A 15,881-nucleotide genomic window follows, 5' to 3' on the forward strand; every position below is an offset into this window, starting at 1 on the left:
GAGAGGTGCAAGGCAATTGGTGATTATTTGAACAGTTCGTTCACTCATCCAATTTCGCCACACCACAAACCACTGTGGGAGCGAGCCTGCTCGCGATGGGGGCATGACATTCACTTTTTATGCTGAATGTTACGCCGCTATCGCGAGCAGGCTCGCTCCCACAGGGGATTTGCAGCGGATCAGGACTTCTTGGCGGTTCCAGCAGCTTTGACGCTGCGCTGGCGCTGGGCCTCGAACAGGCAAACGCCGGTCGCCACCGACACGTTGAGACTGCTGACGCTACCGGTCATCGGCAGGTGCACCAGGTAGTCGCAAAGATCGCGGGTCAGGCGACGCATGCCGCTGCCTTCGGCCCCCATGATCAGGATGGTCGGGCCGGTCATGTCTTGCTGATACAGACTCTGCTCGGCCTCGCCCGCCGTACCGACAACCCACAAGCCACGCTGCTTGAGTTTTTCCAGGGTGCGCGCCAGGTTGGTCACGGCGACCAACGGAATCACTTCCGCCGCGCCACAAGCGACTTTTCGTACGGTCGGGGTCAGGGTCGCTGACTTGTCCTTTGGCACGATCACCGCCAGCGCTCCGGCCGCATCGGCCGAACGCAGGCAAGCGCCGAGGTTGTGCGGATCGGTCACGCCGTCGAGCACCAGCAACAGCGGTGCGCCTTCGGTGCGATCGAGCAGCTCGTCGAGCATTGCTTCGCCCCAGACCTGGCTCGGACTTACGTCCGCCACCACGCCCTGGTGCACGCCATCAACCCAGGCATCCAGCTCGCGACGCTCGGCATTGCCGACAGCCACACGGTTTTCGGCGGCAAGCTCGATCAGCGTCTGCACCCGCGGATCACTGCGGCCTTCAGCCAGCCAGATCTGCTTGACGCGCTTCGGGTGGTGACGCAGCAACGCTTCTACCGCGTGCACGCCGTAGATTTTTTCCAAATGACTCATGACTTGGCCTTAGGTTTACGCGCCCCGCCGCTTTTGGCTGGAGCCGAACCCGCTTTCGGCGGGCCTTTACGGTGTTTGCTTGGCTTGCTGCCGGGAGCCTTGTCAGGCGCCGACCGTCCGGTCTTTCCCCCAGACGCCGCTTTACCGCCGCTTTTCGCTTCAGACAACAACGCCTGCTTCAATTCACGGCTTTTACGCAGCTCGGCATTTTTCGCCGCGGCATCGCTTGGGCGATAGGCTTCGACAGCCTTTTCCTTGGCAGGACGACGACCGGTTTTCGCCGGAGCCGGCTCTGCAGCGGTTTTGGCTGCGGCCTTGGCGGCTGGCTCAGCCTTTTCAGTCCCGCGCTTCTTGCGACCGATCGGCGCGCTGATGGTTTTTTCCGCCATCTCGAAGTCGATCTTGCGCTCGTCGAGATCAACGCGCATGACGCGCACTTCAACGGTATCGCCGAGGCGGAAGCTGCGACCGGTACGCTCACCAGCGAGGCGGTGATGCACAGGGTCGAAGTGGTAGTAATCGCCCGGGAGCGCGGTGACGTGCACCAGGCCTTCGACGTAGATGTCGGTCAGTTCGACGAACAGGCCAAAACCGGTCACGGCGGTGATCACACCCGGGAACGATTCGCCCACGCGGTCTTTCATGAACTCGCACTTGAGCCAGTTCACCACGTCGCGGGTCGCTTCGTCGGCACGGCGTTCGCTCATCGAGCATTGCTCGCCGAGCTGTTCCAGCGCCGCTTCGTCGTACGGATAGATGCGCGCTTTCGGAATGGTCATCGCGCCGGCACGGCGAACGTGCGGGGTGTCCTGTTTCGAATGGATCACGCTGCGGATCGCCCGGTGCGTGAGCAAGTCCGGGTAGCGGCGGATCGGTGAGGTGAAGTGGGTATAGGCTTCGTAATTCAGGCCGAAGTGGCCCTGGTTATCGGCGCTGTACACAGCCTGGCTCAACGAGCGCAGCATGACGGTCTGGATCAGGTGGAAATCCGGACGGTCCTTGATGCTGGCCAGCAAGGCCTGGTAATCCTTCGGCGACGGGCCGTCCTTGCCCTTGTGCAGGGAAAGGCCGAGCTCGCCGAGGAAGGCGCGCAGTTTTTCCAGACGCTCCGGCGGCGGACCATCGTGGACGCGATACAGCGCGGGGATTTCGTGCTTCTTCAGGAATTCGGCGGTGGCCACGTTGGCCGCCAGCATGCATTCCTCGATCAGCTTGTGTGCGTCGTTGCGAACGGTCGGACGGATCTCGGCGATCTTGCGCTCGGTGCCGAAGATGATCCGGGTTTCCTGGGTTTCGAAATCGATCGCGCCACGTACGTGACGAGCAGCCAGCAGCACCTTGTACAGCGCGTAGAGCTGCTTGAGGTGCGGCAGAACGTCGTTGTATTCACCGCGAAGCTGACGCGCCTCGGTGATTTTCGGCGTTTCCAGCATCGCGCTGACCTTGTTGTAGGTCAGGCGGGCGTGGGAGTGAATCACCGCTTCGTAGAAGCAGTAGTCGGTCATCTCGCCGGATTTGGAGATGGTCATCTCGCAAACCATGGCCAGGCGATCGACGTGCGGGTTCAGCGAGCACAGGCCGTTGGACAGCTGCTCCGGCAGCATCGGCACGACGCGCTCAGGGAAGTACACCGAGTTGCCGCGAACCTGGGATTCGTTATCCAGGGCCGAACCGATTTTCACGTAGCTGGAAACGTCGGCAATCGCCACGTACAACTTCCAGCCGCCGGAGAACAGGCGCAGCTTGCCCGGCTTGGCTTCGCAGTACACCGCGTCATCGAAGTCGCGCGCATCTTCACCATCGATGGTGACGAACGGCAGATGACGCAGGTCGATGCGCTTCTCTTTGTCTTTCTCTTCGACTTCAGGCTTGAGCTTGGCGGCTTCCTTGAGCACCGCCTCAGGCCAGACGTGCGGAATATCGTAGGTGCGCAGGGCAACGTCGATTTCCATGCCCGGCGCCATGTAGTTGCCCACGACTTCAACCACGTCGCCTTGCGGCTGGAAGCGTGGCGTCGGCCAGTGAGTGATCTTCACTTCGACGAATTGACCGACCTGCGCGTTGGCGTTGCGACCCGGGGTGACCAGCACTTCTTGCTGAATCTTCGGATTGTCGGCAACGACGAAGCCGATACCGCCCTCTTCGAAGTAACGGCCGACGATGGTCTCGTGGGCACGGGAGACCACTTCGACGATCATGCCTTCGCGGCGACCACGGCGGTCGAGGCCAGATACACGGGCCAGCGCACGGTCGCCATCGAACACCAGACGCATTTGCGCCGGGCTCATGAACAGGTCGTCACTGCCGTCGTCCGGGACCAGGAAGCCGAAGCCGTCACGGTGACCGCTGATGCGGCCGAGGATCAGGTCGAGCTTGTCCACCGGCGCATAGGTGCCGCGACGGGTATAGATGAGTTGAGCATCGCGCTCCATGGCGCGCAGACGGCGGCGCAGGGCTTCGATCTGGTCTTCTGTGGTCAGACCAAACTCTTCCACCAGCTGCTCGCGGTTAGCAGGCGAACCCCGATCAGCAAGATGCTGAAGGATCAGTTCGCGGCTAGGAATAGGGTTTTCATATTTTTCCGCTTCACGAGCGGCCTCGGGATCGAGGGACTGCCAATCGGCCATTAGAGAGTTTTCACCTTGTCTATATGCGGGTTAGTTTGGCATAGGCGTAATGAAACGGGAAATTTCAGGCTGTGAGAGCCCGTCTAAAGCCCTTTATCGACACGGAAAAGCTTACTTGAACGCCACTGGTAATATTTTTCAGGTTTTTTTGATGCCGGGGGTTTACAGTTAAAAAGACGCTCCGTATAGTGCGCGCCATCGACGACGCACTAGCGTTGCCGATACTGCCCAGATGGTGAAATTGGTAGACACGCCAGCTTCAGGTGCTGGTGACCGCAAGGTCGTGGAAGTTCGAGTCTTCTTCTGGGCACCAATTTCGAGTTTGAGATTAGATCAATTTCAAAGCTCGCACAAAAACCCGCGAAAGCGGGTTTTTTGCATTCTGAACATCTGATTTATTAAATCTAAATCAGGGGTTTACAGATCAAAACGCTCTCCGTATAGTGCGCCACATCAACAGCGGCGACGCTGAAGATTATGCCCAGATGGTGAAATTGGTAGACACGCCAGCTTCAGGTGCTGGTGACCGCAAGGTCGTGGAAGTTCGAGTCTTCTTCTGGGCACCAATTCAAATTCAAGGTCACGATCTTGAATTTCACAAAAACCCGCGAAAGCGGGTTTTTGCGTTTCTGGCCTCCTAAAAATCAAGTCAACACCCTTTCCGAATGAAAGAGCTTCTTGTGGCGAGGGGATTTATCCCCGTTCGACTGCGCAGCAGTCGTAAACCATTGTGTGTGGGCCTGGCATATTGTCGATTCAGGTTTTGGGGCTGCTTCGCAGCCCAACGGGGATAAATCCCCTCGCCACAGAAGCCTGCATTAGACCCTCTAGCAAAACCCTCCAAACCCCGCAAGGCGCACTTGAGAAACAATATCGTTTATCATTGTTTCAAGTTTTTGCAATGCGACAGTGAGGAACCCTGCGAATGATGTTCAGAAATACCCTGCGCCGAGGCCTGACCTTCACCCTCCTCGGCCTGGCACTCGCCACTCCCCTCACCCAGGCTGCTGATCCAGTTTCCCTGACTCTCTACAACGGTCAACACAAGGAAGTCGGCGATGCCATCGCCAAAGCCTTCGAAGCCAAGACCGGCATTCACGTCAACGTGCGCAAGGGCAGCAGCAATCAGCTCGCCAGCCAGGTCGTCGAAGAAGGCGATCGCTCCCCTGCCGACGTGATCTACACCGAAGAGTCGCCACCCCTGAACAAGCTCGGCGAACAAGGCCTGCTGGCCCAGACCGATGCCGCCACCCTCGCCGTCCTGCCGAAGGACTACGTTGCCGGTAATGGCACCTGGATCGGCATCACTGCCCGAGTCCGCGTCGTCGCGTTCAACCCGAAACTGATTAATGAAAAAGACCTGCCCAAGTCGGTCATGGAATTCTCCGATCCGAAATGGCAAGGCAAGGTCGGCTTCGTGCCTACCAGCGGCGCGTTCCAGGAACAGGCCGTGGCAATCATCAAAGTCCACGGCATGGATGCGGCCGAAGAATGGCTGACCGGCCTGCGCGCGTTCGGCAAGACTTACAGCAACAACATGGTTGCGCTGAAGGCGGTGGAAAACGGCGAAGTCGCCACCGTGCTGGTGAACAACTACTACTGGTTCGCCTTGCAGCGCGAAAAAGGCCAGCTTGATTCGAAACTGCATTATTTCACCGGCGGGGATGTTGGCGGATTGATCACTGTGTCCAGCGCCGCCGTGCTGAAATCCAGCAAGCATCCAAAAGAAGCCCAGCAATTCCTCGCCTATATGGCTAGCGAAGAAGGTCAGCGCGTGATCACCCAGACCACCGCCGAATACCCGCTGCACAAAGGCATGGAATCGGATCGCGGCCTCAAGCCATTCAGCGAACTCGAGGCGCCGAAAGTCACCCCGGCCGACCTCGGCAACGCCGAAGAAGCCCTGGACCTGGAACGTGACGTTGGCCTGAACTGATGAGCGCATCGTTATCCGCCCCCGCCTCGCGCGGGTGTTACGTGCCGCGTCGCAAGCGGCCGTCGATCTGGCTGCTGCTGCCGGTTTTGCTGCTGGTGGTGCTCAGCCTTTTGCCGCTGGTGTATGTCGGGCTCAAGACCTGGCAGGCCGGCTGGGCCGAGGCGCTGCATTTGCTATGGCGACCTTATGTGTTCGGGCTGCTGCGCAATACGTTGGCGCTAATGGTCGGCGTGACAGTTGCTTGCGGCGTGATCGGCTTGTCCCTCGCCTGGTTGCTGGAACGCAGCAATCTACCGGGACGGCGTGTGTGGGGCGTGATCCTGTGTCTGCCGTTCGCCGTGCCAGCGTTCGTCAGCAGTTTTACCTGGGTGTCCCTGAGCGCACATTTCGAAGGTTTGGGTGGGGCAATCCTGGTGATGACCCTGTCGAAGTACCCGCTGATTTTTCTGCCGGTCGCGGCGACGCTGCGCAATCTTGACCCCTCCCTGGAAGAATCTGCCCGCACACTGGGACAGAATCGCTTTGGCGTATTTTTCAGGATTACCCTCCCGCTGCTTTGGCCGTCCCTGCTCGCCGGCTCGCTATTGATCGCCCTGCACATGCTGGTGGAATTCGGCGCCCTGTCGATCATCGGCCTGCAAACCTTCACCACTGCGATCTATCAGCAGTTCGAACTGGAATTCAGCAACGCTAACGCGGCGATGCTGTCGGCAGTGCTTCTGGCGCTATGCCTGATGCTGTTGTGGCTTGAGTTGCGAGTCCGCGGCAAAGGTCGGCACGTGCGCACAGGCCAAGGCGCTGCGCGGCACGCGGAGCAGGTTCGACTGGGGCCGTGGACGGTCGCCGGACAGGTTTACTGCCTGGCACTGGCGATCATCGGCAGCGGCATTCCACTGGGGATGCTTGCGTACTGGCTGGCGGTAGGTTCGTCGGCAGCATTCCCGGTAGCGGCGATCAGCGAGGCGCTGCTGTCGTCCCTGGCGCTGTCGCTGGGTGGCGCTGCACTGTGCCTGGTGCTGGCGGTACCGGTGGGATTGCTGGTGGTGCGCCATAAAGGCCGACTGGCGATCTGGGCCGAGCGCTTGCCATATCTGCTGCATGCACTGCCAGGCCTGGTGATTGCGCTGACACTGGTGTATTTCGCCCTGCACTATGTTCCGGCGCTGTACCAGACTTCGGCGTTGCTGCTGATCGCTTACGCGTTGCTGTTTTTGCCATTGGCCCAGGCGCCGATTCGTACGGCGCTGAATAAGGCCGCGCCACAACTGGAAGAGGCGGCACGCACGCTGGGGGCGTCCTCTTTCAGCGCGTTTTGTCGGGTGACGCTGCCTATTATTTTTCCAGCGCTGGGTGCGGCGTTCGCGCTGGTGTTTCTGGATGCGATGAAGGAGCTGACGGCGACGCTGTTGCTGAGTCCGACCGGGCTCAATACGTTGGCGACTGAGGTGTGGGCGCATACCGCGAATGTGGAGTTTGCGGCGGCGGCGCCTTATGCGGCGTTGTTGATATTGGTGTCGGGGTTGCCGGTCTACCTGTTAACAACCCGGATGTATTTGAGCCGTTAAGAGCGCCATCGCGAGCAGGCTCGCTCCCACAGGGAAATGCATTCCAAAGTGGGAGCGAGCCTGCTCGCGATAGCGGTAGCTCAGACAACACTTCAAGCCCTGAACTGCCCCAGGCTCGCCTTCAACTGCGCTGCCAAGCCATCCAGCACCTTGCCGCTGGCCGTGGTTTCCACCACCGCCTGAGCCGCTTTCTCGGCCTGCGCATGAATGGTCTCGACCCGACCCCGCACCGCTTGCGCGCCTTGCGCTTGATGCGCCGCTGCTTGCGTCGCCAGACCAATCGCCGCATGCACCTGCTCGACCGACGCCTGCACCGACTGCTGCAACCGCGCGCTATCACGCAACACCAGCAAACCTTCATTGGCCTGGCGCCCGGCCTGGCCGATCGCTGCCACCGCCTCACGCGCACCTTGCTGCAAGGCCACGATGTGCGCCTGAATGTCGCCTGTTGAACTCTGAGTCTTGCTGGCCAGCGCCCGCACTTCGTCCGCCACCACGGCAAAGCCGCGACCGGTTTCGCCGGCACGCGCTGCTTCGATGGCAGCGTTCAGTGCCAGCAGGTTGGTTTGTTCGGCAATTCCGTGAATCACCGTCAGCACCACTTCAATCTGCTCACTCTGCTGCGCCAGCCGCTCGATGACTTTCGACCCGGTATCGACCTGCCCGGCCAATGCCTCGATCAGGCTGCCGACTTTTGCCGAGGTCCGAGTGTTTTCATCGGTGGCCGAACGAATGTCCACCACCTGCTGCAACGCCGCCTGCATGGCGTGGCTTTCCGACTGCGCTTCATCCGCCATCTGCGACAACGCGCGCAGGCTCTCGGCCACTTCATCGCGCTGCATGCCCGCCGCCTTATCGGCTCCGGCATTGCGCAAGGTCATGGCGCCGATTTCCACGCCAGTGCGCTGAGCCACATCCCCCGCTTCGCGCACGATCGGCTGCAACTTATCCACAAAGCGATTGACCGCCGCGGCCATGTCGCCGATTTCGTCTTTGCTGTTGATCTGCACACGCTTGGTCAGGTCGCCCTCACCCGCCGCCAGGTCATCCATCGCAGCGATAAGCAATTTCAAGCGATTGACCACTCGACGGCCCAACACAACAGCGAGCAACAGCAGCACACCGCAACCGACCAGCGCCAGGAACATCCCGATGCGCCAGCGCAACGTCGATGCCGCTTCCTGCACGGTGCTGGTGGTGTTGGCTTTCATTTCAGAGGCCGTGGCCTGCGCGGACGTCAGACGCGCCCGCATCGCGGTCGCACTGTCGGCGGCCGCGCCTTTGAGGCTGTCGCCGACCAGCTGATCACCACTGGCGATCAGCGCCGCAAAACGTTTATCCAGGGCCGCCAGATCGGTTTCCACCGACGCAGTGGAGACGCCCATCAGGACCTTGCCGATTTCCACACCATTGGGATTGATCGAGGCTTCGAGGTAGTAGACCGACGGATCGTTCTTCGCCGCGTCCAGCACCTTGTCCAGCGCACGTTCGCCCTGGCCTTTTTCCAGCAATGCCTTGTTGATCGGGTTTTCGCGGTTGAGGTAGCGCGTCAGGTGCTGACCCGTCGCATCGTCATAAACCACAAACAACACATTGGGATTGCGCTGCGCCCGGCGGGCGAATTCAGACAGGGTCGGGACGTCGCTGTCCCACATGGCGCGCGGGGCGACCGAGGCCAGCAGCTGCGCCATGTCGTTGGCCGAATCCTTGAGATCCTTTTCCAACGTTGCACGCAGTTGCACCTGCTCGTCTTTCAATCGCGTAGACAAACCGGCGGTGAGGCGCTGGCGAGTGCTGGTGGAGAGGCTGTCCAGGCTCGACGTGACTTCACGTCCCGCCTGTTCAAGTTCGCCAGACAGTTTTTGGCTGTCGGCACCCAGGCGAGCAGCCAAATCGGCTTCAAGCGCAGTCACTGTGCTCCGGGTCAGGGCGACAGCCACCAGCACCTGCACCAAAAGTGCGATACCAAGGGTAACGAACACAGGCCGCAACAAACGGCTTTGTAACAATGAGAGAACGGCCGACACTTGGAATCCCTCTGCTTTGGCGCCATTAAATTGATGGCGCGCTGGAAGCGATGCTTTTATTCAACATCACAGCAAAGGTCATGCCGTTCGGCAGGCATAAACGACAAAGGGTCCAATCAAGGACCCTTTGCTTTTTACATCAACGACTTATTAAGCGAACGGATGACGCAAAACGATGGTTTCGTTGCGGTCTGGCCCCGTCGAAATAATGTCAATCGGCGCACCGATCAGCTCTTCGACCCGTTTGATGTAGGCACGCGCGTTAGCTGGCAGCTCTTCCAGGGCTTTGGCACCCACGGTCGACTCGGTCCAGCCCGGCACTTCTTCGTACACAGGCTGCAGACCCACGTAGCTGTCAGCGTCAGTCGGAGCAACATCGTTACCTTCGGCATCTTTGTAGCCGACGCAGATATTGATGTTTTCCAGACCGTCGAGTACATCCAGCTTGGTCAGGCAGATGCCCGAGATGCTGTTCACATCGATAGCGCGACGCAGGATAACAGCGTCAAACCAGCCACAACGACGGGCACGGCCAGTCGTCGCACCGAACTCGTGACCTTGTTTGGCCAGGTGCGCACCGACTTCGTCGAACAGCTCAGTCGGGAACGGACCCGAACCTACACGCGTGGTGTAAGCCTTGGTGATGCCCAGGATGTAGTCGAGGAACATCGGGCCAACTCCCGAACCGGTAGCAACGCCACCAGCGGTGGTGTTAGAGCTGGTCACGTACGGGTAGGTACCGTGGTCGATGTCCAGCAACGAACCTTGGGCGCCTTCAAACATGATGTCTTTGCCGGCGCGACGCAGGTCGTGCAGCTCGGCCGTCACGTCCAGCATCAGCGGCTTGAGCAGCTCAGCGTATTCTTTGCATTCAGCCAGGGTCTTTTCGAACTCGATGGCCGGCTCTTTGTAGTAACCCACCAGCATGAAGTTGTGGTAATCCACCAGTTCACGCAGCTTTTCTTCAAAGCGCGGCATGTTTAGCAGGTCGCCAACACGCAGGCCACGACGCGCAACCTTGTCTTCGTAGGCCGGGCCGATGCCGCGACCGGTCGTACCGATCTTCAGCTCGCCACGGGCCTTTTCACGAGCCTGGTCCAGCGCAACGTGGAAGGACAGGATCAGCGGGCAGGACGGGCTGATACGCAGGCGCTCACGCACCGGTACGCCTTTCTCTTCCAGCTTGATGATTTCCCGCAGCAGAGCGTCGGGTGCAACCACCACGCCGTTGCCGATCAGGCACTGCACGCCTTCGCGCAGCACGCCCGACGGGATCAGGTGCAAGACGGTTTTTTCGCCATCGATCACCAGAGTGTGACCAGCGTTGTGGCCACCCTGGTAGCGCACTACGGCGGCAGCATGTTCGGTCAGCAGATCAACGATCTTGCCTTTGCCCTCATCACCCCATTGGGTGCCCAGGACTACGACATTCTTACCCATAACACTTGTCCTCATTCGCGCAAACTTGGTGCCGGCGGCAGCCGGCAGGAAAACTCAAGAAGCCAGTGGCGATACTTGCCAAAGCCCGTTCTGCTGAATCAATTGCCGGTCGCAGTCCGCTTCACGGGCGGCGGCCAAAGGTTGTCCAGGCAATGCCTGAACGACACGCTGACCCTCACTGCGCAACTGGCAAACCTGCTGCCAGAGTGCCGCATCCGTACTGTCAGGCATCCAGATACCGCCAGACGGTAGCTCGATCTCAGCACGCCCCAGGGTCACCAGGGTTTTCAAATCGGTAGAGAAGCCGGTTGCCGGACGAGCGCGACCGAAGTCGGCGCCGATGTCGTCGTAACGACCGCCCTGGGCAATGGACTGGCCCACACCCGGTACGAACACCGCGAACACCACACCGGTGTGGTAGTGGTAGCCGCGCAACTCGCCCAGGTCGAAGTAAAGCGGTAATTCCGGGAAACGCGTGGACAGACGCTCTGCAATCGCCAGCAAATCGTCCAGTGCCGCCAGAACCGGGGCCGGCGCATTCGCCAGACGCTCGCGGGCAGCGCTCAATACTTCGCGACCACCACACAAATCAACCAACGCGCGCAGCATGCCCGACAGCTCGGCAGGCAAGCCTTCGGTCAAGGTAATGACCTCGTCGATCGCCTTGCGTTGCAATGCATCGAACAACTGTTGTTCAACTTCGCCGGACAAACCGGCCGCACGGGCCAGGCCACGGTAGATGCCGACATGACCGAGGTCCATGTGCACATCCGGCACATCGGCCAGTTGCAGCATGGCCAGCATCAGGCTGATGACTTCCACGTCGCTGCTCGGGCTGGCATCGCCGTACAGCTCGGCGCCCAGCTGGATCGGGCTGCGCGAGGACGACAAGGCGCGCGGCTGGGCGTGCAGCACGCTGCCGGCATAGCACAGGCGGCTCGGGCCTTCGCGACGCAGGGTGTGCGCATCGATGCGCGCCACTTGCGGCGTGATGTCGGCACGAAAGCCCATCTGCCGACCCGATTGCGGGTCGATGACCTTGAAGGTACGCAGATCGAGGTCCGAGCCCGCGCCGGTCAGCAGGGATTCCAGGTACTCGATATGGGGAGTCACGACAAACTCGTAACCCCAGCTCTGGAACAGATCCAACACCTGACGACGCGCGACTTCAATGCGCGCCGCCTCTGGTGGCAGTACTTCTTCGATGCCATCTGGCAGCAGCCAGCGGTCTACCGTTGCCATTACGCCATTCCCCTATGATCCGGGCGGCCAGCCGTTGGGCGAGCCTTGAGTGAAGCAGAAAATGACCGGCTCATGTGCAAACCACGCGCATAAACAACGTGGCGAAAAGCCTGAAACCGGCTTCGCCAATCACTTTCCTCGAAAAACCTGTCGAGTCATTCAACTCGGGCGCCTGCTTAAAAACAGCAATCAAACGTGCAGACGCAAAAAAGCCGGGAATTTCCCGGCTGCCGCATCATACACACGTTTTCCCAAAGGATCACCCCGCCCGAGGCTTTAGCCGCCAGGCGGGGGATGATTCAGGTCAACGTCGTATCAAGGCTTGGCTTTTTCCAGGTAACGGAAGAAGTCGCTGCTTGGGTCCAGGACCATGACGTCGGATTTGTTCGCGAAGCTTTCACGGTAGGCACGCAGGCTACGGTAGAAACCGTAGAACTCCTGATCCTGTCCGTAGGCCTTGGAGTAGATCGCAGCAGCCTGGGCATCACCGTCACCGCGAACCTCTTCGGATTCACGATAGGCTTCAGCCAGCAACACTCGGCGTTGACGGTCGGCGTCGGCACGGATGCCTTCTGCCAGCTCGTTACCCTTGGCGCGGTGTTCGCGAGCTTCACGCTCACGCTCGGAGCTCATGCGCTCGAACACGCTACGGTTCACTTCTTTCGGCAGATCGATGGCCTTGACCCGAACATCGACGACTTCGATGCCCAGCTCTTTTTCCGCCATCTTGTTCAGCGAAGCCGTGATATCGGTCATCAGTGCATCGCGCTCACCGGACACCACTTCGTGCAGCGTGCGCTTACCGAACTGGTCACGCAGGCCCGATTCCAGACGACGGGAAAGACGCTCGTCGGCAATCTGCTTAAGACCGGAAGTCGCGGTGTAGTAACGCTCAGCGTCCTTCACGCGCCACTTGGCGTAGGCATCGACCATCACGGCTTTCTTTTCCAGCGTCAGAAAGCGTTGTGTCGGTGCATCCAGCGTCATCAGGCGTGCGTCGAATTTGCGCACCTGGTTAACGTAAGGCACTTTCACATGCAGGCCCGGCTGGACATCAGTCTGGACCACACGACCGAACTGCAGCAGCACCGCGCGCTCGGTCTGAGCCACGATGTAGAAGCAGTTCCAGGCAGCGATGGCCACGACGACGCCGACAATAAGGGCGATCAGCGATTTATTGCTCATCAGCGACTCTCCCTGGTACGTGCTTGCTGTTGCTGCAGATCAGCGGCTGCACGCGCATTCGCTTCATTGCTGGTGGCTGCCGCACCGGTCACCGGAGTGCTGGTGTTGCGTCCACTTTCGACCATCCTGTCCAGCGGCAAGTAGAGCAGATTGCTCTGGCCATTCTTGTTGCCGGTCACGAGAACCTTGCTGGTATTGCTGAAGACTTCCTGCATGGTGTCCAGGTACAGACGCTCACGGGTCACTTCAGGTGCCTTGCGGTACTCGCTCACCAGTTTGGTGAAGCGATCGGCCTCACCTTTGGCGCGCGAGACGGTTTCGTCACGGTAGCCGTTGGCATCTTCGATGATGCGCTGGGCCTGACCACGGGCTTCCGGCACGACGCCGTTGGCATAGGTTTCAGCCTGGTTGCGCGAACGCTGCTCGTCTTCACGGGCACGGATCACGTCATCGAAGGCTTCCTGCACTTCACGCGGTGCCGCTGCGCTCTGTACGTTGACCTGGGTAACGGTGATACCGGTGCGATAGGTATCCATGAAGCGTTGCAGACGCTCCTTGATTTCACTGGCCATCAACTCACGACCTTCGGTCAGCACCTGATCCATCGCGGTGGAACCCACCACATGGCGCAAGGCACTTTCGGTCGCGTGCTGCAGGCTGATTTCCGGCTGATCGACGCTCAGCACGAAGTCCTGCAGGTTGCTGATCTTGTACTGCACGGTCAGCGGCACTTCGACGATGTTCTCGTCTTCAGTGAGCATTTGACCCTGCTTGGTATAGGCACGCTCACGCGTGACGTTTTCCAGGTACTTGCGATCGATCGGCGGGAAATAGATGTTCAGGCCCGGGCCGACGGTTTCGTAGTACTTGCCGAAGCGCAGCACCACGGCTTGCTCCTGCTCGTCGACTACATAAACCGCGCTGTACAGCCACACGGCCGCCAACACCACCAGGCCGATGCCGAGCAGGCCGCCAAAGCCGCCACTCTTGCCCGGACCACCGCCGTCATCACCGCGTTTCTTACCACCACCGAACAACCCGTTCAGGCTTTCCTGCAGCTTTCGGAAGGCCTCGTCGAGATCCGGTGGTCCCTTGCGGTCGCCGTTATTGCGGCGCTTGCCACCCCAAGGATCCTGATTATTCGAGTTGCCACCCGGCTCATTCCAAGCCATAGCGCTCTCCATCTGATAAAGCAAAGACGCACCCACGGCGCGCCGACCAATGCTACAGAATGCCTGTCACCGCGGCACAACCGCTTTCTCAGGCTTTTATTGCAAAGTGTGTTGCTCGATAAACTCCGTCGGCACAACGCCTTCACGGCTGACCAGTCGATTGAGCTCCGAACGCGGCAATCTGACGGCCAGCAAGCTGACACCTTCTTCGTCGTGTTCTTCTTTCTGTACCGCGCCCAGCTCGAAAAACTGCGCACGCAGTCGCGCAAAACGCTGAGGCAGACGCAAGGTACCGATAAACAAATCACCGCCCAACAACTCGGCAATGGCTTGCTCAAGCAATTCCAGACCGCTGCCATCACGCGCCGACAACCAGACCCGCTGGGGCTTGCCGTTTTCATCGCGCTGGATTTGTGGCTCAACGCCTTCAAGCAAATCGAGTTTGTTATAGACCTCGAGGATCGGCAAGTCCTGGGCACCGATCTCGCCCAGCACCACCATCACCTGCTCGATCTGCAACATGCGGTCCGGTTCGGCCGCATCAATCACGTGCAACAGCAGGTCGGAGTTGCTCGACTCTTCGAGCGTAGACCGAAATGCTTCAACAAGTTTGTGGGGCAAGTGACGGATGAAACCTACAGTGTCGGCCAGGACAATCGGCCCCAGGTCGTCCAGTTCCAGACGGCGCAAGGTCGGATCCAGCGTGGCGAACAACTGGTCAGCCGCGTACACATCGGATTTCGTCACGTTATTGAAGAGCGTGGATTTCCCGGCGTTGGTATAGCCCACCAAGGACACGGTAGGGATATCCGCACGCGTACGGCCACGTCGGGACTGTTCGCGCTGGCTGCGCACTTTTTCCAGACGGCCCTTGATCTGTCGCAGGCGAACCCGCAGCAAACGGCGGTCGGTTTCCAGCTGGGTTTCACCCGGGCCACGCATGCCGATACCGCCACCTTGACGCTCAAGGTGAGTCCAGCCACGAACCAGCCGGGTGCTCATGTGGTCAAGCTGGGCCAGTTCGACCTGGAGCTTGCCTTCATGGGTACGGGCGCGTTGGGCGAAAATATCGAGAATCAGGCCGGTGCGGTCGATCACGCGACACTCGAAAACACGTTCGAGGTTACGTTCCTGACTGGGCGTGAGGATGTGATTGAAGATCACCAGATCGGCTTCTTCAGCTTTGACCAGGTCGCGCAGCTCCTCGACCTTGCCGCTGCCAATCAGAAACTTGGCGGTTGGCCGATGACGCGGCACGTTAAAAAACGCAACGGTCTCGGCGCCGGCCGAATTAGCCAACTCCTGAAACTCCTGCGGATCTTCGCGCGCCTCAGGGTCCTGTCCATCCAAGTGAACGAGGATGACTCGCTCACCACCACCGTGGCGCTCAAAGAACAAAGGAGACTCCTATCAGGCGTTACCTGGCTCAGCGTCACCTGCTTCGGATTCGGTTGCGCTAGGCAGACGAATTGGACGAACCGGCACCACTGTAGAGATAGCGTGTTTGTAAACCATCTGGCTGACGGTGTTTTTCAGCAGGATAACGAACTGGTCGAAAGACTCGATCGTACCTTGCAGTTTGATCCCGTTGACCAGGTAGATGGACACCCCAACTTTCTCTTTACGTAAAGTATTCAAGTAAGGGTCTTGTAGCGAATGCCCTTTTGACATGTGCCGCACTCCTTTAAGGATTCAATATAAAAAATAGGTAAACAGATGGCTTGTGGCCGTCACACCCCC

Annotated in this window: 11 protein-coding genes and 2 tRNA genes; 4 read left to right on the plus strand and 9 right to left on the minus strand. The window is 59.6% G+C overall.

From position 1 onward, the window contains the following. Positions 1 to 179 precede the first annotated feature (179 nt). Together rlmB and rnr are read right to left on the minus strand one after the other, a co-directional pair. A complete protein-coding gene (gene rlmB, locus ACRC4F_RS12155; RefSeq protein ID WP_438659523.1) occupies positions 180 to 947 on the minus strand; it encodes a 23S rRNA (guanosine(2251)-2'-O)-methyltransferase RlmB in 768 nt (255 codons plus the stop codon). Continuing rightward, positions 944 to 3,574, minus strand: coding sequence for a ribonuclease R (rnr, locus tag ACRC4F_RS12160; protein ID WP_438659524.1), 2,631 nt, complete (start codon positions 3,572 to 3,574; stop codon positions 944 to 946). The genes rlmB and rnr overlap by 4 nt, the downstream gene beginning before the upstream one ends. 226 nt (positions 3,575 to 3,800) lie before the next feature. On the opposite strand from rnr, the gene ACRC4F_RS12165 reads away from it, so the two are divergent. The 4 genes from ACRC4F_RS12165 (at position 3,801) to ACRC4F_RS12180 (ending at position 7,075) form a co-directional block, all read left to right on the plus strand. Beyond that, a tRNA-Leu gene (locus ACRC4F_RS12165) sits at positions 3,801 to 3,887 on the plus strand. A gap of 166 nt (positions 3,888 to 4,053) precedes the next feature. After that, positions 4,054 to 4,140: transfer RNA gene (locus ACRC4F_RS12170), tRNA-Leu, on the plus strand. 359 nt (positions 4,141 to 4,499) lie between these two features. Then, positions 4,500 to 5,510: an extracellular solute-binding protein gene (locus ACRC4F_RS12175; RefSeq protein WP_438659525.1), complete on the plus strand. Its 1,011-nt coding sequence runs from the start codon at positions 4,500 to 4,502 to the stop codon at positions 5,508 to 5,510. Then, entirely contained in the window at positions 5,510 to 7,075 is a 1,566-nt protein-coding gene (locus ACRC4F_RS12180; RefSeq protein WP_438659526.1) for an ABC transporter permease, read from the plus strand. Before ACRC4F_RS12175 ends, ACRC4F_RS12180 begins: the two co-directional genes overlap by 1 nt. Positions 7,076 to 7,167: 92 nt before the next feature. Here ACRC4F_RS12180 and ACRC4F_RS12185 read toward each other — a convergent pair whose 3' ends face one another. From ACRC4F_RS12185 to hfq, 7 genes are all read right to left on the minus strand, one after another. Beyond that, positions 7,168 to 9,102: a methyl-accepting chemotaxis protein gene (locus tag ACRC4F_RS12185; RefSeq protein ID WP_438659527.1), complete on the minus strand. Its 1,935-nt coding sequence runs from the start codon at positions 9,100 to 9,102 to the stop codon at positions 7,168 to 7,170. Positions 9,103 to 9,252: 150 nt separating this feature from the next. Then, positions 9,253 to 10,542 carry an adenylosuccinate synthase gene (locus tag ACRC4F_RS12190; protein WP_438659528.1) on the minus strand — a complete coding sequence of 430 codons (1,290 nt, stop codon included), beginning with the start codon at positions 10,540 to 10,542 and terminating at the stop codon, positions 9,253 to 9,255. Positions 10,543 to 10,596: 54 nt separating this feature from the next. Continuing rightward, on the minus strand, positions 10,597 to 11,784 hold the full coding sequence (locus ACRC4F_RS12195; protein ID WP_438659529.1) for an ATP phosphoribosyltransferase regulatory subunit: 1,188 nt from the start codon (positions 11,782 to 11,784) through the stop codon (positions 10,597 to 10,599). A gap of 315 nt (positions 11,785 to 12,099) precedes the next feature. Beyond that, a complete protein-coding gene (gene hflC, locus ACRC4F_RS12200) occupies positions 12,100 to 12,969 on the minus strand; it encodes a protease modulator HflC (RefSeq protein ID WP_438659530.1) in 870 nt (289 codons plus the stop codon). After that, the gene (gene hflK / locus ACRC4F_RS12205) at positions 12,969 to 14,141 is read right to left on the minus strand and encodes an FtsH protease activity modulator HflK (protein ID WP_438659531.1); all 1,173 of its coding nucleotides are present in this window, start codon (positions 14,139 to 14,141) and stop codon (positions 12,969 to 12,971) included. The genes hflC and hflK overlap by 1 nt, the downstream gene beginning before the upstream one ends. A 96-nt stretch (positions 14,142 to 14,237) precedes the next feature. Next, positions 14,238 to 15,539 carry a ribosome rescue GTPase HflX gene (hflX, locus tag ACRC4F_RS12210; RefSeq protein WP_438659532.1) on the minus strand — a complete coding sequence of 434 codons (1,302 nt, stop codon included), beginning with the start codon at positions 15,537 to 15,539 and terminating at the stop codon, positions 14,238 to 14,240. A gap of 12 nt (positions 15,540 to 15,551) precedes the next feature. Next, positions 15,552 to 15,812: an RNA chaperone Hfq gene (gene hfq, locus ACRC4F_RS12215; protein ID WP_007902656.1), complete on the minus strand. Its 261-nt coding sequence runs from the start codon at positions 15,810 to 15,812 to the stop codon at positions 15,552 to 15,554. Positions 15,813 to 15,881 lie beyond the last annotated feature (69 nt).

This window comes from Pseudomonas sp., assembly GCF_051660785.1.
Taxonomy (GTDB): domain Bacteria; phylum Pseudomonadota; class Gammaproteobacteria; order Pseudomonadales; family Pseudomonadaceae; genus Aquipseudomonas.